We start from the raw sequence: 21,736 nt of genomic DNA, 5'->3' as shown, positions 1-21,736 counted from the left end.
CTCGACCAGCATGGACGCGCGGCTGCTCGATCAGCAGGAGCGGGAGCACCCACCCCCGCTCGGGAGCGTGGCGCCCCGAAGGGGTCGCCACCCCTGCAGACCGGCCGCCGCTCCGCAGGGCCACCGGCGATCCGCGTGCCAGCGGATCGTCGTACCCGGAACGCGACCGGCTCCCACCAGCGCACCCCGTCGCGAAGCCGACCGCCGACGGACGACGAGGAACGAGGAGTCCGTCGCAGAAGGGCCCGGTCGCGCTGGCGACCGGGCCCTTCTGCAGAGACTCAGTGGTCCCAGTTCTCCACCGGCTCGGAGGAGCTGGAGGAGCCGACGACGTGCACGCGCATGTCGTTGGTGGTGCCGGCGCGTCCGGGGGGCGATCCGGAGACGACGACGACGGTGTCGCCGGCCTTCGCGAGGTTCTCGCGGAGGAGGACGGCGTCGACCTGGGCGAACATGGCGTCCGTGTGGTTCACGCGGGGCGTGACGTAGGACTGGACGCCCCAGTTGAGCGCCATGCGGCGGCGGACCGAGGGCTCGGGGGTGAAGCCGATGATCGGGATGCCGTGGCGCAGGCGGGTCATGCGGCGGACGGAGTCGCCGGACTCGGTGAAGACGCAGAGGAACTTGGCCTCGACGAACTCGGCGACCTCGGCGGCGGCGAGGGTGACGGAGCCGCCCTGGGTGCGCGGCTTGCTGCCGAGCGGGGGGATCCGCTCGAGGCCGTGCTCCTCGGTGGACTCGACGATGCGGGCCATCGTCTGAACGGTGACGACCGGCCAGGCGCCGACGCTGGTCTCGCCGGAGAGCATGACCGCGTCGGCTCCGTCGAGGATGGCGTTGGCGACGTCGGAGGCCTCGGCGCGGGTGGGGCGCGGGCTCTCGATCATCGACTCGAGCATCTGGGTGGCGACGATGACGGGCTTGGCCCAGCGGCGGGCGAGCTCGACGGCGTGCTTCTGCACGATCGGCACGGCCTCGAGGGGCAGCTCGACGCCGAGGTCGCCGCGGGCGACCATGATGCCGTCGAAGACGTCGATGATCTCCTGCAGGTTGTCGACCGCCTGCGGCTTCTCGATCTTGGCGATGACGGGAGCCTTGCGGCCCTCCTCCGCCATGATCTCGTGCACGCGGACGATGTCGCTGGCGTTGCGCACGAAGGAGAGCGCGATGATGTCCGCGCCCAGGCGGATGGCCCAGCGGAGGTCGTCCTCGTCCTTCTGCGACAGCGCGGGCACGTTGACCGCGACGCCGGGCAGGTTGATGCCCTTGTTGTTCGAGATGTTGCCGGGGACGACGCACTCGGTGATGACGCGGGGGCCCTCGACGGCGGTGACGCGGACCGCGACCTTGCCGTCGTCGATCAGGAGCATGTCGCCGGGGTTCACGTCGTCGGGCAGGCCCTTGAACGTGGTGCCCGAGAGCTCCTTGGTGCCGAGGACGTCCTCGGTGGTGATGGTGAAGACGTCGCCCTCGACGAGGGGGTACGGACCGCCCTCGAACTTGCCGAGGCGGATCTTGGGACCCTGCAGGTCGACCATGATCGCGACGGCGCGACCGGAGTCCTCGGCGGCCTTCCGCACGAGGCGGTAGATGCCCTCGTGCACGTCGTAGCTGCCGTGGCTGAGGTTCATGCGGGCCACGTCCACGCCGGCGTCGATGATCGCACGAATGGTCTCGTACGACGACGTTGCCGGGCCGAGGGTGGCGACGATTTTCGCTCGTCTCATTGAGGGGGTGCTCCGTTGTTCTGCGCCCGAGGGCGCGTCGATAGCGGGGAGGGTGAGCTGTGAAGCTGGCGCGCGAAGACTATCGCGTCCGTGGGACTAGAGCGTGAAGCCCCGGTCGTTGGGCCCGACGGGCGCGGGCAGCTGGGTGGTGCCTTCGAGGTAGCGGTCGATCTCGGCCGCGACGGAGCGGCCCTCGGCGATGGCCCAGACGATCAGCGACTGGCCGCGGCCGGCGTCCCCGGCGACGAAGACGCCCGGGACGCTGGTCTCGAATCGGTCGCCGCGGACCACGTTGCCGCGGTCCGTGAACGGCACCTCGAGCTGGCCGGCGAGGTGCTCCGACTCGGGGCCGGTGAAGCCCAGGGCCAGGAGGACCAGGTCGGCCGGGATCTCGCGCTCGGTGCCCGCCTTGGGCACGCGGCGTCCGTCGAGGTACTCGGTCTCGGCCACGCGCACGGCGCGGACCTCGCCGACCTCGTTCGCGAGGAACTCGACGGTGGAGGCGAGGTAGACGCGCTCCCCGCCCTCCTCGTGGGCGCTGGCGACCTCGAAGACGGTCGGGTCCATCGGCCAGGGCTGGCTGTCCGGACGCTGCGACGGGGGCTGCGTGCCGATCGCGAGGTTGGTGACCGAGGCCGCCTTCTGGCGGTGCGCGGTGCCGATGCAGTCCGCTCCGGTGTCGCCGCCGCCGAGGACGACCACGTGCTTGCCCTCGGCCGAGATCTGCTCGAACACGCGGTCGCCCGCGATGGCGTGGTTCGACTGCACCAGGTACTCCATCGCGAAGTGCACGCCGGCCAGGTCGCGGCCGGGGATCGGCAGATCGCGCGGGACCATCGCGCCGGTGGCGACCACGACGGCGTCGTAGCGCGCGCGCAGGTCGTCCCAGGTGATGTCCGTGCCGATGTCGACGCCGGCGCGGAAGCGGGTGCCCTCGGCCTTCATCTGGTTCAGGCGCAGCTCGAGGTGCTTCTTCTCCATCTTGAAGTCGGGGATGCCGTAGCGCAGGAGGCCGCCGATGCGGTCGTCGCGCTCGTAGACCGCGACGGTGTGCCCGGCGCGGGTGAGCTGCTGCGCCGCGGCGAGGCCGGCGGGGCCGGAGCCGACGACGGCGACCGTCTTGCCGGTCAGGCGCTCCGGCGGGTGCGGCTGCACCCAGTCGTTGCCGAAGGCCTGATCGATGATCGAGACCTCGATCTGCTTGATCGTGACCGCGGGCTGGTTGATGCCGAGCACGCAGGACGACTCGCAGGGCGCCGGGCACAGGCGGCCGGTGAACTCCGGGAAGTTGTTGGTCGCGTGCAGGCGCTCGATCGCCTGGCGGCCCTCGCCGCGCCACATCAGGTCGTTCCACTCGGGGATCAGGTTCCCGAGCGGGCAGCCCTTGTGGCAGAACGGGATGCCGCAGTCCATGCAGCGGCCGGCCTGCCGGCGCAGCACGGCGGTGTCGCCCTGCTCGTACACCTCTTTCCAGTCCATCAGCCGCACGGACACCGGGCGCCGCTTAGGCAGCTCCCGGTCCTGCACCTTCAGGAATCCCTTGGGATCAGCCACCGGTCACCTCCAGAATCCGTCCCCAGACGACGTCGCCGTCGGGGTCGAGCCCCTCTTCGACGGCGGATGCTCGCGTCGCGAGCACCGCGGCGAAGTCGCGGGGCAGTACCTTGACGAAACGCGAGACGGTTCCGTCGAAATCGTCGAGCATCCCCTGGGCCAGGGTCGACTCGGTCTCGGCCACGTGCCGCTCGAGCAGGTCGCGCAGGATCTCCACGTCGGCGCTGCCGAGCTCGGAGAGCGTCAGCTCCCCGGAGGCGATCGCGTCGCGGTTGACGAGCTCGCGGCTCAGGTCGTGGATGTAGGCGGTGCCGCCGGACATGCCCGCGCCGAGGTTGCGGCCGGTCGCGCCGAGGATGACGGCGAGCCCGCCGGTCATGTACTCGAGCGCGTGGTCGCCCACGCCCTCGACGACCGCCGTGGCACCGGAGTTGCGGACCAGGAAGCGCTCGCCGACCATCCCGCGGATGAACATCGTGCCCTGGGTCGCGCCGTAGCCGATCACGTTGCCGGCGATGACGTTCGCCGACGCGTCGAAGGTGCTGCGGCGGTCGGGCCGCACCACGATCTGACCGCCGGAGAGGCCCTTGCCGACGTAGTCGTTCGAGTCGCCCTCGAGGCGCAGCGTGATGCCCGCGGGCAGGAACGCGCCGAGCGACTGCCCGGCCGAGCCGCGCAGGTTCACCGTGATGGAGTCGGCCGGCAGCCCGTTCTCGCCGTAGCGGACGGTCACCTCGTGGCCGAGCATGGTGCCGACCGCGCGCTCGGTGTTCTTGATCTCGCGGTCGATCACCACGGTGCCGCGGTGGTCGAGCACGTTCGCGGCGAGGCGGATCAGCTCGTTGTCGAAGTGCTTCTCCAGCTCGTGCTCCTGCGCGCGGCCGTGGCGGCGCGGCTCCTCGGCGCGGAAGACCGGGCCGACCAGGATCGGCGTCAGGTCGAGCCCGCTCGCCTTCCAGTGCTCGATGGCGCGGTTGACGTCGAGAAGCTCGCGGTGGCCGACGATCTCGTCGATCGAGCGGAAGCCGAGCTGGGCGAGGTACTCGCGCACCTCCTGGGCGATGAACTCGAAGAAGTTGACGACGAACTCGGGCTTGCCGTTGAAGCGCTTGCGCAGCTCGGGGTTCTGCGTCGCGACGCCCACCGGGCAGGTGTCGAGGTGGCAGACGCGCATCATGATGCAGCCCTCGACGATCAGCGGGGCGGTGGCGAAGCCGAACTCCTCGGCGCCGAGCAGGGCCCCGATGACGACGTCGCGGCCGGTCTTCATCTGGCCGTCGACCTGCACCACGACGCGGTCGCGCATGCCGTTGAGCATCAGCGTCTGCTGGGTCTCGGCGAGGCCGAGCTCCCACGGCGTGCCCGCGTGCTTGAGCGAGTTGACGGGGCTCGCGCCGGTGCCGCCGTCGTGGCCCGAGACGAGGATCACGTCGGCGAGGGCCTTCGCCGTGCCGGCCGCGACCGCGCCGATGCCCGACTGGCTGACGAGCTTCGCGTGGATGCGCGCCTTCGGGTTCGCCCGCTTGAGGTCGAAGATCAGCTGCTTGAGGTCCTCGATCGAGTAGATGTCGTGGTGCGGCGGCGGCGAGATCAGGCCGACGCCCGCGGTCGCGTGCCGGGTGCGCGCGATCCACGGGTAGACCTTGGTCGGCGGCAGCTGGCCGCCCTCGCCGGGCTTGGCGCCCTGGGCGAGCTTGATCTGGATGTCGTCGGCGTGGGTCAGGTACATGCTCGTGACGCCGAAGCGGCCCGAGGCGACCTGCTTGATCGCGGAGCGGCGCTCGGGGTCGAGCAGTCGCTCGGTGTCCTCGCCGCCCTCGCCGGTGTTCGACTTGGCGCCGAGGCGGTTCATCGCGATGGCGAGCGTCTCGTGCGCCTCCGGCGAGATGGAGCCGTAGCTCATCGCCCCGGTGGAGAAGCGCTTGACGATGGACTCGACCGACTCGACCTCGTCGATCGGGACGGACGTGCGGCCCTCCGTGTCGAGGGTGAACATGCCGCGGAGGGTCATCAGCGAGAGCGCCTGATCGTCGACCATCTTCGTGTACTCGCGGAAGACGTCGTAGCGGCGGTTGCGCGTGGAGTGCTGCAGCCGGAAGACGGTGTCCGGGTTGAAGAGGTGCGGCGCGCCGTCGCGGCGCCACTGGTACTCGCCGCCGACCGCGAGGCGCTCGTGCGCGACGACCGCGCCGTCCTCCGGGTACGCGGCGCGGTGGCGCGCGGCGTTCTCCTCGGCGACGACCTCGATCCCGATGCCGCCGAGCTTGGAGGCGGTGCCGGTGAAGTACTGGTCGACGAAGACCTGGCTGAGGCCCACGGCCTCGAAGGTCTGCGCGCCGGCGTAGCTGGACACGGTCGAGATGCCCATCTTGGACATGATCTTGAGGACGCCCTTGCCGAGCGCCTTGATCACGTTCTTGACGGCCTTCTCGGGCGAGAGGTCCGAGATCATGCCGCTGCGGACCAGCTGCTCGCAGGTCTCCATCGCGAGGTACGGGTTCACCGCGGAGGCGCCGTAGCCGATCAGCGTCGCGACGTGGTGCACCTCGCGGACGTCACCGGCCTCGACGACCAGCCCGACGCGCATCCGGTTCTCGGTGCGGATCAGGTGGTGGTGCACGGCGGCGAGCATCAGCAGCGAGGGGATCGGCGCGAGGTCCTTGGTGGAGTCGCGGTCCGAGAGCACCAGGAACTGCGCTCCGGCGGCGATCGCCTCGTCGGCCTCGGCGCACATCGCGTCGAGGCGGTCCTGCATGGCGCGGGGACCGGCGTCGACGCGGTAGAGGCCGCGGATCGTCGTGGTGATGTGGCTGAGCGGGCGCGGCGCGATGTGCTGGATCTTGGCGAGCTCGTCGTTGTCGATCACCGGGAAGTCGAGGACGACCTGGCGGGCGTGCTCGGCGCCGGCCGAGAGCAGGTTGCGCTCCGGGCCGAGGCCGAGGCGCAGCGAGGTGACGACCTCCTCGCGGATGGAGTCGAGCGGCGGGTTGGTCACCTGCGCGAACGCCTGGGTGAAGTAGTCGAAGAGCAGCCGCGGGCGCTTCGAGAGCACCGCGACGGGCGTGTCGGAGCCCATGGCGCCGAGCGGCTCGGCGCCGGCCTTCGCCATCGGCAGCAGCAGCAGCCGCACCTCCTCCTCGGTGTAGCCGAAGGTGCGCTGGCGGCGGTTGACCGACGCGGGCGTGTGCACGATGTGCTCGCGCTCGGGCAGGTCCTTGAGGTTGATGCGGCCCTTGTCGAGCCACTCGTCGAAGGGACCGGAGTCCGCGAGCTGCGCCTTGATCTCCTCGTCCTCGACGATGCGGCCCTGCTCGGTGTCGACCAGGAACATCCGGCCCGGCTGCAGCCGGCCCTTGCGGACGATCTTCGCGGGGTCGATGTCGAGGACGCCGATCTCGCTGGCGAGCACGACGAGGCCGTCGTCCGTGACGACGTAGCGGCCGGGGCGCAGGCCGTTGCGGTCCAGCGTGGCGCCGACGAGGTCGCCGTCGGTGAAGACGATCGCGGCCGGGCCGTCCCACGGCTCCATGAGCATCGAGTGGTACTCGTAGAAGGCGCGGCGCTTCTGGTCGATCGCGGCGGCCTGGTTCTCCCACGCCTCCGGCACCATCATCATGATCGCGTGCGGCAGCGAGCGGCCGGCCAGCGTGAGCAGCTCCACCGTCTCGTCGAACGAGGCGGAGTCGCTCCGGCCGGTCGAGACGATCGGGAACAGCGGCGAGAGGTCGCCGAGCTCGGCGCTCTTCAGCTGCGACTGGCGCGCGCGCATCCAGTTGCGGTTGCCCTGCACCGTGTTGATCTCGCCGTTGTGCGCGATCATCCGGAACGGCTGCGCGAGCGGCCAGGACGGGAAGGTGTTGGTCGAGTAGCGCGAGTGCACCAGCGCGAGCTTCGAGGTGAAGCGCTCGTCCGAGAGGTCGGGGTAGAACGGCTCGAGCTGGAGCGTGGTGACCATGCCCTTGTAGACGAGCGTGCGGCTCGAGAGCGACATGAAGTACACCTCGAGCTCGCGCTCGACGCGCTTGCGCAGGCGGAAGGTGAGGCGGTCGAGGCGGAGCCCGGCCAGCGGCACGCCGGCCGCGTCGGTGAGCTCGCTCGAGACGTAGAGCTGCTCGATCGCCGGCATGGCGGCGCGGGCGAGCGTGCCGATCTCGTCCGGCTGCACCGGGATCGAGCGCCAGCCGAGGACGGTGAGGTTCTCCTCGCGGGCCATCTCGGCGATGGTCGACTTGACCCGCTCGCGCTCGAAGACGTCGACCGGGAGGAAGGCGTTGCCGACCGCGTACTGCCCGGCGGGGGGCAGCTCGACGGCCGCGACGGCCCGCAGGAAGTCGTCGGGGATCTGGGTGATGATCCCCGCGCCGTCGCCGGTGCCGGCGTCGGAGCCGACCGCGCCGCGGTGCTCGAGGTTGCGCAGCGCGTTCAGCGCGGCGTCGATGATGTCGTGCCCGGCCGTCCCGCGCATGGTGGCGACCATGGCGAGACCGCAGGCGTCCTTCTCGGCCGCCGGGTCGTACATCCCCTGCGCGGGCGGGGTGCCGAGGAACGGCACGGCGGGGACGCGGGGCGAGGGCTGAACGGGAGCCATGGGGACCGTCCTCACGAGAGTCGTAGCGGATCGGGACGTCGCTGGCCCGCGGTGTGGTGGTGGAGGAGCGGCTCCCCGATCGGGAGGGCCGTGCATTCGGTGGTCGCGGAGCGGAGGTCTGGCGCCGTCGTCGGGGTCGTGCGCTCGCTCCCCCGCGGCAGCGCTTGTGGCTGAGCCGCGGTGGGGCGGACGGACGGAGAGGTGAGCTGGATGCGGGGCCGCGGGGGTGCCGCGGACCGCGTCAGCTGCGGGAGACCGTCGACTTCTCGGCGTCGGTGCCGGAAGAAGGAGTGGTGGCGTCGGAGTCGGACTCGACGTCCTCGAATTCTACCGCAGCCGGGGCGGGCGTCCACTCGCGGCCGGGCCGATAGGCCGAGGTCTCGCGACCCGGGTGCTCGCGCCGCTGGATCACGACGAGGACCAGGCCGACGACGACGGCGGCCAGCGCCGCCCAGACGTTGGTGCGGATGCCCCAGAAGAACTCGCTCGGGTCGATCCGGATGGACTCGAACCAGACGCGGCCGATGCCGTACCAGATCAGGTAGGCGGCGAAGACGGTGCCCCACTGCAGCTTGAGGCGGCGCTCGAGCAGCAGGATGACCGCGATGCCGACGACGTTCCAGAGGATCTCGTAGAGGAAGGTCGGGTGGAAGAGCGTGCCGGCGGGCAGGCCGACGGGGAAGGCCGGGTTGCTGCTCTCGATCTCGAGGCCCCAGGGCAGGGTCGTCGGGAGGCCGAACAGCTCGTGGTTGAACCAGTTGCCGAGGCGGCCGATGGCCTGCGCGGCGAGCATGCCGGGCGCGAGGGCGTCGGCGAAGGTCCAGAAGCGGACGCCGGTCCAGCGGCAGCCGATCCAGGCGCCGACGGCGCCGCCGATCAGGCCGCCGAAGATCGCGTTGCCGCCGTTCCAGATCCGGATGATCTCCCACGGGTCCGCGCCGGCGTAGAAGTAGTCGCCGGGGTGCGTGAGCACGTGGTAGAGCCGCGCGCCGATGATGCCGAGCGGCACGGCCCAGATGATGATGTCGAGGACGACCCACGGCTCGGCCCCGCGGCGCTTGAGGCGGGCGTTCGTCATGATCGTGGCGACCACGATGCCGACCAGGATGCAGACGGCATAGGTGTGGATCGAGAACGCGCGATCGAAGAGCGTGAAGTCGTACTGACTCCACGCCTCGGGCGGACTCGGGATGCTCAGCGGTACGGACACCGGTACGTCGACCTTTCGAAGGAGGGATCCCGCGGTCGCGGCGGCGCCGCGCCCCGACGGGCATCCCGAGTGTACTGGGAGGCGTCAGGCGCGCGGACGCGTGCCCTCTGCCAGACCGCGAGCCGTCTCCGCCACCGCGACGACTCCCCCGGAGGCGAGCGCGCGCACGAGGGCCGAGCCGACGATCGCGCCGTCGGCGTAGGCGAGGATCTCGGCGACCTGGTCGCCGGTCGAGACGCCCACGCCGACGCAGGCGCTGTCCGAGCCGGCGGTGCGCAGGCGCTCGACGAGCGTGCGGGCGGCACGGTCGACGTCCGCGCGCGCTCCGGTGATGCCCATCGTCGAGACCGCGTAGACGAAGCCGCGGCTCGCCTCGACGGTCGCTCGCAGGCGCTCGTCGCTCGAGGAGGGGGCGGCGAGGAAGACCCGGTCGAGGCCGAGGCGCTCGGACACGGCCATCCACTCCGCGCCCTCGTCGGGGATGAGGTCGGGCGTGATCAGGCCGGAGCCGCCGGCCTCGGCGAGGTCGGTGGCGAAGCGCTCGACGCCGTACTGCAGCACGGGGTTGTAGTACGTCATCACCAGCACCGGCACGTCCACGCGGGCGCGGATCTCGCGGACCGCGTCGAAGCCGTGGCGCAGGCGGAAGCCGCCGGCGAGGGCGGCCTGGGTCGCCTCCTGGATGACGGGGCCGTCCATGACCGGGTCGGAGTAGGGCAGGCCGAGCTCGATCGCGTCCACGCCGTTCTCGGCGAGGGCCACTGCGGCGTCGATGCTCGTCGCGAGGTCCGGGAAGCCGGCGGGCAGGTAGCCGATCAGGGCGCCCGCGGCCTCCTGGTTGCGGCGGCGGACGGTCTCGGCGACGCTCGGGCCGACGCCGCTCACGACTGCACCGCGCCCTGGTCGACGAGTCCGAAGTAGCGCGCGGCGGTGGTCATGTCCTTGTCGCCGCGGCCGGAGAGGTTGACCAGGATGGTCGCGTCGGGGCCGAGCTCGCGGCCGAGCTCGAGCGTGCCCGCGAGGGCGTGCGCCGACTCGATCGCGGGGATGATGCCCTCGGTGCGGCTGAGCAGCATCAGGGCGTCCATCGCGGCGGAGTCGGTGACCGCGCGGTAGTCGGCGCGGCCGATGCTGGAGAGCCAGGCGTGCTCGGGGCCGACGCCCGGGTAGTCGAGACCGGCCGAGATCGAGTGCGACTCGACGGTCTGGCCGTCCTCGTCCTGGAGCAGGAAGCTGCGGGCGCCGTGCAGGACGCCGGGGCGGCCCTTGCTGATGGTCGCCGCATGGCGCGGGGTCTCGATCCCGTCGCCGCCGGCCTCGAAGCCGACCAGCCTGACCTCGGGGTCGTCGAGGAACGCGTGGAAGATGCCCATCGCGTTGGAGCCGCCGCCGACGCAGGCGGTGACCGCGGTGGGCAGGGCGCCGGTGAGGGCGAGGACCTGCTCGCGCGCCTCCTCGCCGATGATCTTCTGGAAGTCGCGCACCATCGCCGGGAAGGGGTGCGGGCCGGCCACGGTGCCGAAGACGTAGTTCGTCGTCTCGACGTTGGTGACCCAGTCGCGCATCGCGTCGTTGATCGCGTCCTTGAGGGTGCGCGAGCCGGTGGTCACCGAGACGACCTCGGCGCCGAGCAGGCGCATCCGGGCGACGTTGAGCGCCTGGCGCTCGGTGTCGACCTCGCCCATGTAGACGACGCAGTCGAGGCCGAAGAGCGCGGCGGCGGTGGCGGTGGCCACGCCGTGCTGGCCGGCGCCGGTCTCGGCGATCACGCGGGTCTTGCCGATGCGCTTGGTCAGCAGCGCCTGGCCGAGCACGTTGTTGATCTTGTGCGAGCCGGTGTGGTTGAGGTCCTCGCGCTTGAGGATGATCCGCGCACCGCCCGCGTGCTCGGCGAAGCGCGGCACCTCGGTGATGATCGAGGGCCGACCGGTGTAGCTGCGGTGCAGCTCGGTCAGCTCGGCGCGGAACGCCGGGTCGACCTTGGTGCGCTCGTACTCGGCGCTCAGCTCGTCGAGCGCCTTCACGAGCGACTCGGGGACGTAGCGTCCGCCGAAGTCGCCGAAGTAGGGACCGAGTTCGTCTCGGAGTGCCATGGCAGTGCCGCCTATCGGTGGATCGTGATCAGTGCGCCAGGAAGCCGGCGAGGGTGGAGACGGGGTCGCCGCCGGTGACGAGGGCCTCGCCGACGAGGACGACGTCCGCGCCGGAGCGGCGGTAGTGCGCGACGTCGTCGGCCGAGAGGACCGCCGACTCCGCGACCTTGACGGCGTCGGCCGGGAAGCGCTCGGAGAGCCGTCCGAAGAGGTCGCGGTCGAGCTCGAAGGTGGAGAGGTCACGGGCGTTGACGCCGATCAGGCGCGCGCCGAGGTCGGCGGCCCGCTCGAGCTCGTCGCCCGAGTGGGTCTCGACCAGCGGGGTCATCCCGAGCTCGAGGACGAGGGCGTGCAGCTCGGCCAGCACGCGCTGCTCGAGCGCGGCGACGATGAGCAGGACGAGGTCCGCTCCGGAGGCGCGCGCCTCGAGCACCTGGTAGGGCTCCGCGATGAAGTCCTTGCGCAGGACCGGGATCGACACCTTCGCGCGGACGGCCTCGAGGTCGGCGAGGGAGCCCTTGAAGCGGCGCTCCTCGGTGAGGACGCTGATCGCGCTCGCTCCCCCGAGCTCGTACTGCCCGGCGAGCAGCGCGGGGTCGGGGATCTCGGCGAGGGCGCCGCGGGACGGGCTGGACCGCTTGACCTCGGCGATGATCCTGACGCGCTCGGCCGGAGCCAGCGCGGCGAGTGCGTCGAGGGCGGGCGGGCGCTCGGCGGCACGCCGCTCGAGGGCGGCGAGCGGGACGGTCTCGCGACGCCGGGCCGCGTCGGCCAGGGCGCCGGCGGTCAGATCGCCGAGCACTCTACGCGCGCGCCTTCGGGTTGGCCTTCGCGCCGTCGACGCCGTAGCCCAGGCGGGCCAGGATCACGCCGACGAGGAGGCCGACCACGACGAGTCCGGCGGACAGCCAGACGACGAGGGGCAGGTCGAACCAGAAGGCGATCGTGCCGACCGTGAAGCCGACCAGCATGATGACGACGGCCGTCCACGCTGCGGGCGAGTGGCCGTGGTTGTCGTCGTCGTGCTCGGTGCTCATGGCTCTCCTCCTGGACGTGCATCGGGACCAGAGCAGTCTAGCGGCTCGCACCCGAGCGGCTCCGCCGCCCCGGCGGGGGTGTCAGCGGGCGGAGGTGGGGTCGTCGCCGCGGGACAGCTCGTCCCAGGAGACGACGGGATCGATGTCGCCGTCGTCCGTCTGCACGGTCGTCGCGCCATGGCCGTAGCCGTCGGCGGGCTCGAACCGGGAGGCGCGCTTCTTCTTCGCTCCCGGCCAGCGCCGCACCGTCACGAGCACGAAGACGCCGATCACGGCGGTCAGCACTCCGGCGACCAGGGCGACGACCGGCCAGGCGGTCGAGGAGGACGACTCGACGAGCGCCGCGACCGACTCCCGGCCCGCGATCGCGGTCGCGTCGGTGACCAGCGACGAGCCCGCGCGGACGGGATCGGCGAGCGCGGTCGAGGCGGCCAGGACTACGGAGCCGCCGAGGACGATCTGCAGCAGCCCGAGCACGATGCGGAACGCGGGTCCGGCGATCGCGAGAGCGGCCGCGAGTGCGAGCCCGGCCAGCGCGAGCGCCGACAGCGCCGGTGCCGCGACGGTGCCCGCCACCGAGAGGGCGCGGCCGTCGCCGACGCCCGGCGTGAGCACGAGGGTCGCCCAGGGCTGCGTGGACGAGGTGAGCTCGAGCGCGGCGAGCAGCACGATCCCGAGGATCGCGGAGTACTTCAGCCGCCGGCCGCTCACGCCGTGGGCCCGAGGTCCGTCACCGGCTGGAGCGGGTCGACGTCGAAGCAGGAGTGCTCGCCGGTGTGGCAGGCGGCACCGATCTGCTCGACATGCACGAGCAGGGTGTCGGCGTCGCAGTCGAGCGCGGCCCCGCGGACGTACTGGGCGTGCCCGGAGGTGTCGCCCTTCCGCCAGTACTCCTGGCGCGAGCGCGACCAGAAGGTCACCCGGCCCTCGGTCAGCGTGCGGCGCAGCGCCTCCCGGTCCATCCAGCCGAGCATCAGCACCTCGCCGGTGTCGTGCTGCTGGATGACGGCGGGCAGGAGTCCGCTCGCGTCGAAGGTCGCGCGGTCGAGGACCGCGGTGAGGTCGTCGGTGCTCGTCGCGCCGTCGGTCGTCGTCTCGGTGCTCATCGGCGGATCTCGATCCCGGAGTCGTCGAGGGCGCGCTTCACGTCGCCGATCGTCAGCTCGCGATTGTGGAAGACGGAGGCGGCGAGCACCGCGTCGGCGCCCGCCTCGATGGCGGGGGCGAAGTGCTCGACGGCGCCGGCGCCGCCCGAGGCGATCACCGGCACGGTGCTCAGCTCGCGCATCGCCGTGATCAGCGGCAGGTCGAAGCCCTGCTTGGTGCCGTCGGCGTCGATGGAGTTGACCAGCAGCTCGCCGGCCCCGCGCTCGACGGCGTCGGCCGCCCAGGCGAGGGCGTCGAGCGTCGTCTCGCGGCGACCGCCGTGGGTGGTGACGACGAAGCCGGAGGGCGTGGCGTCGCTCCGCTTGACGTCGAGCGAGAGCACGAGCACCTGCGCGCCGAAGACGTCGGCGATCTCGCCGATCAGCTCGGGGCGGGCGATCGCAGCGGAGTTGACGCCGACCTTGTCCGCGCCGTGCGCGAGCAGGCGCGAGACGTCCTCGACGGAGCGCACTCCCCCGCCGACGGTGAGCGGGATGAAGACCTGCTCGGCGGTCGCGCGGACGACCTCGTAGGTGGTGGAGCGGTCGTCGACGGTGGCCGTGACGTCGAGGAAGGTCAGCTCGTCGGCGCCCTGCTCGAAGTAGAGGCGGGCGAGCTCGACCGGGTCGCCGGCGTCGCGGAGGTTCTGGAAGTTGACGCCCTTGACGACGCGGCCGGCGGCCACGTCGAGGCACGGGATGACGCGGACGGCGAGACTCATCGCTCCCCCTCCTAGAGGCGTGCGGCGTGGATCGAGGTGACCAGGATCGCGCGGGCGCCGAGGTCGTACAGGCGGTCCATCACCTGGTTCATGTCGGCGCGCGGCACCATGACCCGTACGGCGACCCACTCGGGGTCGTGCAGCGGCGAGACGGTGGGCGACTCGAAGCCGGGCGCGAGCGCGGTGGCGGTCTCGAGCAGCGCGACGGGGCAGTCGTAGTCGAGCAGCACGTACTCGCGCGCCACGAGGACGCCCTGCAGGCGGCGCAGCAGGACCGGGATGCCCTCGGGCTCGCCCGCGCCGGAGACGAGGACGGCCGTGGACTTCAGGATGACCGGGCCGAAGATCTCCAGGCCCGCCTTCCGCAGCGTGGTGCCGGTCTCGACGACGTCGGCGATCACGTCGGCGACGCCGAGCTGGATGGCCGACTCGACCGCGCCGTCCAAGCGGATGAGGGTGACCTCGACGCCGTGCTCGCGCAGGAAGCGGCCGACGAGACCGGGGTAGCTGGTCGCGACGCGGAGGCCGTCGATCTGCTGCAGCTCGGTGTAGCGGCCGGCCGGACCGGCGAAGCGGAAGGTCGAGTCGGCGAAGCCGAGGCTGGCGATCTCGCGCGCCTCGGAGCCGGAGTCGATCAGCAGGTCGCGGCCGGTGACGCCGACGTCCAGCGCGCCGGAGCCGACGTAGGTGGCGATGTCGCGCGGGCGGAGATAGAAGAACTCGACGCCGTTGCGCTCGTCGACGACGTGCAGCTCCTTGGGATCGCGGCGGCCGGTGTAGCCGGCCTCGGCCAGCATCTGGCCGGCGGTCTCGGAGAGCGAGCCCTTGTTCGGGACGGCGACGCGCAGGAGCGCGGGCGGGGCGGCGGTGCCGGTGGTGTCAGGAGTGGTGGGGGTGGTCGTGGTCACGACGGGACGTCCTCTGGAGGTCGAGGGTGATTCGGTGAGCGGAGGCGCGACGGCGCCTCGGAGAGCGTGGGAGCGCGCGGCCACGTGGCGGCGGCGCACTCCGGCGATCGGGAGGACGCTCACAGATGTCGGTAGACGTCGGCCGTCGTCAGGCCCTTCGCGAGCATCAGCACCTGCAGGTGGTAGAGCAGCTGCGAGATCTCCTCGGCCGTGCGCTCGTCGCCCTCGTACTCGGCGGCCATCCACACCTCGGCGGCCTCCTCGACGATCTTCTTGCCGATGAAGTGCACACCGGCGTCGAGCTCGCGGACCGTGCCCGAACCCTCGGGACGCGCGGCGGCCTTCTCGCCCAGCTCAGCGAAGAGGTCGTCGAAAGTTTTCACCGGGGAAGTCTATACGCGGCGGCGGACCGGCGAGGGCGGCCGGGTCAGTGGCGGTGCAGGAGGGAGGACGCGGTGTCGCGGAGCGCCGCGATGGCCGCCTCCGGGTCGTCGGCGCCGAACACGGCGGAGCCGGCGACGAAGGTGTCGGCACCCGCCTCGGCGGCGATCTCGATCGTGCCGGGGGCGATGCCGCCGTCGACCTGGAGCCAGACGTCGAGGCCGATGCGGTCGACGACCTCGCGCAGCGCGTGCAGCTTCGGCATCGTCTCCGCCATGAAGGACTGGCCGCCGAAGCCGGGCTCGACCGTCATCACGAGCACCTGGTCGAACTCGGGCAGCAGGTCGAGGTAGTCGTCGACCGGCGTGCCGGGCTTGAGCGCGATGCCGGCGCGCGCGCCGATCTCACGGAGGCGGCGCGCCAGCGCGACGGCGTCGCGCGCGGCCTCGGCGTGGAAGGTGACGGAGTAGGCGCCCGTCTCGGCGTAGCCCGGCGCCCAGCGGTCGGGGTCGTCGATCATCAGGTGCACGTCGAGGGGGCGCGGCGACACCTCCTGGAGGCGCTGCACCATCGGCAGGCCGAAGGTGAGGTTCGGCACGAAGTGGTTGTCCATCACGTCGACGTGCACGAGATCGGCCCCGGCGATCCGCTGCAGCTCGGCCTCGAAGTTGACGAAGTCGGCGGACAGGATGCTGGGGTTGATCCGTGCGGGCATGCTCCCCAGCCTAGGCCGGGCGGCCGGGCCGTCAGGCCTGGCTGCGGCGCAGCAGCTGGATGAACATCGCGTCCGTCCCGTGCCGGTGCGGCCAGAGCTGCGCGTGCAGCGCGCCCTCGGCCAGCGGCAGCGGCTCGCGGGTGATGCCGCGGAGGACCGCCGGGGTGTCGACGAGCTCGAAGCCGCCGGGGTGGCGCTCCGCGGCGAGGGCGAGCACGCGCTTCGTCTCGCCGAGGTGCGGCGAGCAGGTCACGTAGGCGAGCAGTCCGCCGGGCGCGAGCGCGGCGAGGGCGGAGTCGAGCAGCTCGCCCTGCAGGGCGGCGAGCGGGGCGACGTCGTCGGCGGTCTTCCGCCAGCGCGCCTCCGGGCGGCGGCGGAGGGCGCCGAGTCCGGTGCACGGCGCGTCGAGGAGGACACGGTCGAAGGCCGCCGGTTGCTCCTCACCGAGGGTGCGGCCGTCACCGGTGCGGACCTCGACGGTCGGGTCGACCGCGGCGAGGGCCTGGCGGACCAGCCCCGCCCGCGCCGGGACGACCTCGTTGGCCAGCAGCGTCGCGCCGCCCGCGCGTGCCTCGGCGGCCAGCAGTGCCGCCTTGCCGCCGGGGCCGGCGCAGAGGTCGAGCCAGCGCTCGCCCGCGCGGACGGGCTCGGCGCGGGAGAGCGCGAGCGCGGCCAGCTGCGAGCCCTCGTCCTGGACGCGCACCCGGCCCTCGTGCACGGGCGCGATCGCCTCGGGGTCGCCTCCGGTGCTGACAAGGCCGACCGGCGAGTAGCGGTCGGGCGCGGCGTCGGGCAGCTCGGCGGGCTCCGCGAGGCCGGGCAGGGCGACGAGGTTCACCCGTGGCGCCGCGTTGTCGGCGGCGAGCAGGGCCTCGAGCTCGTCGGCGGCGCCCTCCGCGGTGAGGGCGCGGCGCAGGGCCTTGACGATCCAGACCGGGTGCGAGGTCGCCGCGGCGATCCGGTCGTCACCCGAGGTCGCCGCGTCCGCGACGCGCTGCTGCCACTCCTCGGCGCTCGAGCGGGTCACCGAGCGCAGCACCGCGTTCGCGAAGGCGACGGCGCCGCGGGAGGAGCCGCCCGCGACCAGCGCGACGCTCTCGTTGACGGCGGCGTGCGCGGCGACGCGGGTGCCGAGCAGCTGGTGCACGCCGAGCCGGAGCGCGTCGAGCACCGGGGCGTCGAGGGTCTCGACGGCGCGGCCGGCGGCGAGGGCGATCACCCGGTCGTAGTAGCCGGAGAGGCGGAGGGTGCCGTAGCAGAGCTCGGTGGCCAGGCCCGCGTCGGCCGGCGAGAGCTCGGCGGCGCGGATCCGGGCGGGCAGCACGAGGTTGGCGTAGGCGTCGCCGCCGCTGACCGCGAGCAGGACGTCGTAGGCGACCTGGCGGGCCGGCGCGACGCGGGTGCGGACGCTCATGCGAGCACCGTGCTCTCGCGCAGGCCCCGGGCCCAGGCGGCGCCGGGCATCGCGGTCTTGCCGGCGGGCTGCACCGAGACCAGCTCGACCGCGCCGTCGCCCGTGCCGACCAGGGCGCGACCGGCGTCGAGGAGCACGGCGCCGGGCGCGAGGGGAGCGTCCGTGCGCGCCTCGTGGACGGCGAGCACCTTCAGCCGCGCGTCGCCGACCGTCGTGGACGCTCCGGGCTCGGGCGTGACCCCGCGGACGAGCGCGAGGATCCGCGCGGTCGGCAGGGACCAATCGATCCGGCCGTCGGTCACGTCGAGCTTGGGGGCGAGCGTGACCTCGCCGGACTGCGGCACGGCGACCGCGGTGCCTGCGGCGAGCCCGTCGACGACCTCGCCGGTCAGGGCGGCCCCGCGCTCGGCGAGCACCTCGAGCAGCTCGCCGGCCGAGCGCCCGGCGACCTCCTCCTCGATCTCGGCGAAGACGTCGCCCGCGTCGAGCTCGGCCACTAGCTGGAAGACGGCCGCGCCGATCCGCTGCTCCCCCGCCATCAGCGCGCGCTGGACCGGTGCCGCGCCGCGCCAGCGCGGCAGCAGCGAGAAGTGCAGGTTGATCCAGCCGAGGCGCGGCACCGCCAGCAGCCGCGCGCGGACCAGGCCGCCGTAGGCCACGATCACGCCGAGGTCGGGCTCGAGGGCCGCGATCCGGTCGGTGACCTCCTCGTCGAGGCGGTTCGCCTTGAGCACCGGCAGGCCGAGCTCCTCGGCGACCGCGGCGACCGGCGACGCCGTGAGCACGCGCTTCCGGCCGACGGGCGCGTCGGCCCGGGTGACCACCGCGACGATCTCGTGCTCGGAGGCGGCGAGGGCGCGCAGGGTGGGGACGGCGGCGGCCGGCGTGCCGGCGAAGACGAGGCGCACGAGGAGCTCCTGAGCGTGGGGTCGAGCGGAGAACTGGTCCGGGACGGACGGGTCTAGAGGATGTCGGGGTCGTCCAGCCGGACGCGCAGCTTCGGCGCCGGCCGGAAGCGGCCCGGCGTGGTGGGCGGCCGGCGGCGGCGGGTCGCGTTGCGGATCACGGCGGACCGGAGGCGGGCGGCGACCTCCGCCCCGCGAGCGTAGTCGAAGCGCACGATCGCCCGGACGGAGCCGTCCTCGAGCCCGACCGGGCCGAGCACCTCGTGCCGGTCGGCCTCGTCGAGCGCGTCGAGCGCCTCCGTTACCGCGTGCGCGTCGCCGCTGACGGTCGCGAGCCGGACGGCGGGCGGGAAGCGCAGCTCGCGCCGCTCGATCAGCTCGGCGCGGAGGTACTCCTCCTGGCGCCAGGTCGCGAGGGCCGTCGCGAGGCGCCCGGCGACGCCGACCAGCAGCACGGGAGCGCCGGGGCGGGCCAGCGCGGCCGCGTTCGACCAGGTGCGCAGGGCGTCGTCGGCGACGCGCAGGCTCTCCCGCGCGAGCATCCGCTCGCCGTCGAGCAGCAGCACGGCGTGGTAGCCGCCGTCGGCCCGGGGCTCGCCGCCGCGGGTGGCGACGACGAGCGCGGGCGTCCCGGGCACGGTGAGGATCGGGTGGGCGCCGTCCGCGACGACGACCTTGACGCCCGGGAACGCGCGGCCGAGCTCCTCCGCCGTCCGTCCCGCGCCGAGGCTCACCAGGCGCAGCGCCGTCGCCTCGCAGACCGAGCAGTGCCAGTCGGCGGCGATCAGGCCGCACCAGCCGCAGCTCGGCCGCGCGCCGGCGGAGTGCACGGCGAGCGGACCCTGGCAGCGGTTGCAGCGCGCCACGGTGCGGCAGCGCGCGCAGGCGACGACCGGTGCGTAGCCGGGACGGGCGACCTGGACGAGCACGGGACCCGAGTCGAGGGCGATCCGCGCCTGCCGCCAGGCGGTCGACGGGATGCGCGCGGCCTGGTCGTGCTCGTCGGCGGCCGTCTGCTGCGCGGTCGGCACGACGTGCGGGCGGCGGGAGGGCCGCGGCTGCACCGGGGCGGCGAAGCCCAGGCCGACCAGCCGCTCCACCTCGACCGTGCGGGTGTTGCCGAGCAGGACCAGCCCGGCGCCGCTCTGCTCCTGCCGCACCAGCGCCACGTCGCGGGCGTGCGCGTAGGGCGCGAGCGGCTCAGCGAAGAGCGGATCGCCGTCGTCCCAGAGCGCGATCAGGCCGAGCGCCGACGAGGGCGCGTAGAGCACGGAGCGGTTGCCGACGATGACCCGCGGTCCGGGAGTGAGGCAGCGCAGGAACGCGGCGTAGCGGCCGGCGCCCTTCTGCCGGGCGTCGAGGCGGACGACCGCGTCCTCGGGGACGTGCTCGGCGAGGGCCTGCTCGAGCTGCTCCTGATCGCGGTAGTCCGGCACCGCCAGGATCGCGTCGCGCCCGGCCGCCAGCGCGGTGCGGGCGAGCTCGGCGAGCGTCACCGCCCAGCCGCCGACCCACGCTCCCGACGCGAGCTGAACCGGCGCGGGCACGGCGTTCACCGCGAGGCGCCCGCCGTCGAGGAGGCCGTCGAAGGTCTCCGCGGGATAGCCGGTCACCGCGCCGGGCCCGGTGCCGTCCGCGACCGGCTCAGCCGGGGTGGGGTCCGCGACCGGCTCGGCCGGGCCGGCGTCCGCGTCCGCCTCGGCGAGGGCCGCGAGGTGCGCCCGCTCGACACGCACGTGGCGCCGCGGCACGGCGAGGCGCAGCACGTCGCTCGCTCCTCCGGCGGCGCGGTCGGCGACCCGCCGGGCGAGGGTCCAGACCTCCGGGGTCAGCACGACGAGCGGCGAGACGAGCTCCTCGAGCTCGCTCAGCGCGCCCGCGTGCTCGGAGCCTTCGCCGACCTCGACGACGAACGCGTCCGCGATCCGCCCGCCGGTGCGCAGCGGGACGCGGACCCGGACACCCGGCCGCACGCCGTCGCGGAGCGCCTCGGGGACGGCGTAGTCGAGCAGCCGGTCGAGCTGCGGGAGCGGCGAGTCGAGGAGCACGCGCGCGACGCGCCCCTCGGGACCGGTCACCGCCTCCCCCGCCGCGTCGGCGCCTACGAGAGACCCGCGGCGGAGCGGAGGTCGTCGACGCGGTCGAGGCGCTCCCAGGTGAAGTCGGGCAGCTCGCGGCCGAAGTGCCCGTAGACCGAGGTCTGCGAGTAGATCGGGCGGAGAAGGTCGAGCGCGTGGATGATCGCGGCGGGACGGAGGTCGAAGACCGAGCGGATCGCCTCGGTGATCTGCTCGTCGGGCAGCGTGCCGGTGCCGAACGTCTCGACGTAGAGGCCGACCGGGGCGGCCTTGCCGATCGCGTAGGCGACCTGCACCTCCATCCGGCGGGCGAGACCCGCGGCGACCGCGTTCTTCGCGACCCAGCGCATGGCGTAGGCGGCCGAGCGGTCGACCTTCGACGGGTCCTTGCCCGAGAAGGCGCCGCCGCCGTGGCGCGCGGCTCCGCCGTAGGTGTCGACGATGATCTTGCGGCCGGTGAGCCCGGCGTCGCCCTGCGGGCCGCCGATCTCGAAGCGGCCGGAGGGGTTGATCAGCAGGCGCACACCGGAGGAGTCGAGGTCGACGCGCTCGAGCACGGGGCGGATCACGTGCTCCTCGATGTCCGCGTGGATCGTGGCGGTGCTCACGTGCTCGGCGTGCTGGGTGGAGAGCACGACCGTGTCGATCGTCGCCGGCGTCGTGCCGTCGTAGCCGATGGTGACCTGCGTCTTGCCGTCGGGCCGGAGGTAGTCCAGCTCGCCGGTCTTGCGGACCTCGGCGAGGCGCTCCGCGAGGCGGTGCGAGAGCCAGCTCGGCAGCGGCATGTACTCGGGGGTCTCGTCGGTGGCGAAGCCGAACATCAGGCCCTGGTCGCCCGCGCCCTGGCGGTCGAACGCGTCCTCGTCGGAGGCGTCGCCGCGCACCTCGAGGGCGGTGTCGACGCCCGCGGCGATCTCGGGCGACTGCTGCCCGATCGAGACGGAGACGCCGCAGGAGCGGCCGTCGAAGCCCTTGAGCGAGGAGTCGTAGCCGATCTCGACGATGGTGTCGCGGACGATCGCGGGGATCTCGACGTAGCCGGAGGTGGAGACCTCGCCGGCGACGTGCACGAGCCCCGTGGTGACGAGCGTCTCGACGGCGACCCGGCTGCGCGGGTCCTCGCGGAGGAGCGCATCGAGGATGCGGTCCGAGATCTGATCGCAGATCTTGTCCGGGTGACCCTCGGTCACGGACTCGGAGGTGAACAGGCGGAGGGGGCCGGAGGTCATGTCGAGCGTCTCATTCCGTAGGGCGCGGCA

18 protein-coding genes are annotated in these 21,736 nt (G+C 73.1%); all 18 read right to left on the bottom strand.

What is annotated here, in order from left to right; all coding sequences use genetic code 11:
• Positions 1-281: 281 nt before the first annotated feature.
• The 18 genes from pyk to metK all read right to left on the bottom strand — a co-directional run bounded on the left by pyk (position 282) and on the right by metK (position 21,706).
• Entirely contained in the window at positions 282-1,727 is a 1,446-nt protein-coding gene (gene pyk, locus MT350_RS15765) for a pyruvate kinase (protein WP_243599956.1), read from the bottom strand.
• A gap of 96 nt (positions 1,728-1,823) precedes the next feature.
• Entirely contained in the window at positions 1,824-3,281 is a 1,458-nt protein-coding gene (locus MT350_RS15760) for a glutamate synthase subunit beta (RefSeq protein ID WP_123446240.1), read from the bottom strand.
• Positions 3,274-7,869 carry a glutamate synthase large subunit gene (gene gltB, locus MT350_RS15755; RefSeq protein ID WP_374206647.1) on the bottom strand — a complete coding sequence of 1,532 codons (4,596 nt, stop codon included), beginning with the start codon at positions 7,867-7,869 and terminating at the stop codon, positions 3,274-3,276. The genes MT350_RS15760 and gltB overlap by 8 nt, the downstream gene beginning before the upstream one ends.
• 241 nt (positions 7,870-8,110) lie before the next feature.
• The gene (gene lgt / locus MT350_RS15750) at positions 8,111-9,079 is read right to left on the bottom strand and encodes a prolipoprotein diacylglyceryl transferase (protein ID WP_372487855.1); all 969 of its coding nucleotides are present in this window, start codon (positions 9,077-9,079) and stop codon (positions 8,111-8,113) included.
• Between the two features lie 84 nt (positions 9,080-9,163).
• Positions 9,164-9,964, bottom strand: coding sequence for a tryptophan synthase subunit alpha (gene trpA / locus MT350_RS15745; RefSeq protein WP_243616259.1), 801 nt, complete (start codon positions 9,962-9,964; stop codon positions 9,164-9,166).
• On the bottom strand, positions 9,961-11,172 hold the full coding sequence (trpB, locus tag MT350_RS15740; protein ID WP_123446237.1) for a tryptophan synthase subunit beta: 1,212 nt from the start codon (positions 11,170-11,172) through the stop codon (positions 9,961-9,963). The genes trpA and trpB overlap by 4 nt, the downstream gene beginning before the upstream one ends.
• Positions 11,173-11,200: 28 nt before the next feature.
• Positions 11,201-11,974 carry an indole-3-glycerol phosphate synthase TrpC gene (gene trpC / locus MT350_RS15735; protein ID WP_243616258.1) on the bottom strand — a complete coding sequence of 258 codons (774 nt, stop codon included), beginning with the start codon at positions 11,972-11,974 and terminating at the stop codon, positions 11,201-11,203.
• Between the two features lies 1 nt (position 11,975).
• Positions 11,976-12,209: a DUF6704 family protein gene (locus MT350_RS15730; RefSeq protein ID WP_123446235.1), complete on the bottom strand. Its 234-nt coding sequence runs from the start codon at positions 12,207-12,209 to the stop codon at positions 11,976-11,978.
• Positions 12,210-12,290: 81 nt separating this feature from the next.
• Positions 12,291-12,920, bottom strand: a complete 630-nt coding sequence (locus MT350_RS15725; RefSeq protein ID WP_243616257.1) for a Trp biosynthesis-associated membrane protein — start codon at positions 12,918-12,920, stop codon at positions 12,291-12,293.
• Positions 12,917-13,315, bottom strand: a complete 399-nt coding sequence (hisI, locus tag MT350_RS15720; RefSeq protein WP_243616256.1) for a phosphoribosyl-AMP cyclohydrolase — start codon at positions 13,313-13,315, stop codon at positions 12,917-12,919. The genes MT350_RS15725 and hisI overlap by 4 nt, the downstream gene beginning before the upstream one ends.
• Positions 13,312-14,076, bottom strand: a complete 765-nt coding sequence (hisF, locus tag MT350_RS15715) for an imidazole glycerol phosphate synthase subunit HisF (protein WP_159422551.1) — start codon at positions 14,074-14,076, stop codon at positions 13,312-13,314. The genes hisI and hisF overlap by 4 nt, the downstream gene beginning before the upstream one ends.
• 11 nt (positions 14,077-14,087) lie before the next feature.
• The gene (hisG, locus tag MT350_RS15710) at positions 14,088-14,984 is read right to left on the bottom strand and encodes an ATP phosphoribosyltransferase (RefSeq protein WP_308197483.1); all 897 of its coding nucleotides are present in this window, start codon (positions 14,982-14,984) and stop codon (positions 14,088-14,090) included.
• Positions 14,985-15,103: 119 nt separating this feature from the next.
• On the bottom strand, positions 15,104-15,367 hold the full coding sequence (locus tag MT350_RS15705; protein WP_055791842.1) for a phosphoribosyl-ATP diphosphatase: 264 nt from the start codon (positions 15,365-15,367) through the stop codon (positions 15,104-15,106).
• Between the two features lie 44 nt (positions 15,368-15,411).
• Positions 15,412-16,080: a ribulose-phosphate 3-epimerase gene (gene rpe / locus MT350_RS15700; RefSeq protein WP_243599952.1), complete on the bottom strand. Its 669-nt coding sequence runs from the start codon at positions 16,078-16,080 to the stop codon at positions 15,412-15,414.
• 31 nt (positions 16,081-16,111) lie between these two features.
• Positions 16,112-17,494, bottom strand: a complete 1,383-nt coding sequence (locus tag MT350_RS15695; RefSeq protein WP_243616255.1) for an RsmB/NOP family class I SAM-dependent RNA methyltransferase — start codon at positions 17,492-17,494, stop codon at positions 16,112-16,114.
• Positions 17,491-18,402 (bottom strand): methionyl-tRNA formyltransferase, encoded by a 912-nt coding sequence (gene fmt, locus MT350_RS15690; protein ID WP_243616254.1) that lies wholly within the window; start codon positions 18,400-18,402, stop codon positions 17,491-17,493. The genes MT350_RS15695 and fmt overlap by 4 nt, the downstream gene beginning before the upstream one ends.
• A 53-nt stretch (positions 18,403-18,455) precedes the next feature.
• A complete protein-coding gene (locus MT350_RS15685; RefSeq protein WP_243616253.1) occupies positions 18,456-20,477 on the bottom strand; it encodes a primosomal protein N' in 2,022 nt (673 codons plus the stop codon).
• A 23-nt stretch (positions 20,478-20,500) separates the two neighbouring features.
• On the bottom strand, positions 20,501-21,706 hold the full coding sequence (gene metK / locus MT350_RS15680; RefSeq protein WP_127886900.1) for a methionine adenosyltransferase: 1,206 nt from the start codon (positions 21,704-21,706) through the stop codon (positions 20,501-20,503).
• Positions 21,707-21,736 lie beyond the last annotated feature (30 nt).

Origin of the sequence: Rathayibacter sp. VKM Ac-2928 (assembly GCF_022815545.1) — a bacterium.
Classification (GTDB): domain Bacteria; phylum Actinomycetota; class Actinomycetes; order Actinomycetales; family Microbacteriaceae; genus Rathayibacter; species Rathayibacter festucae.
Note: the sequence above shows the minus strand (reverse complement) of the source record. Positions and strands in the feature narration are given on the sequence as shown.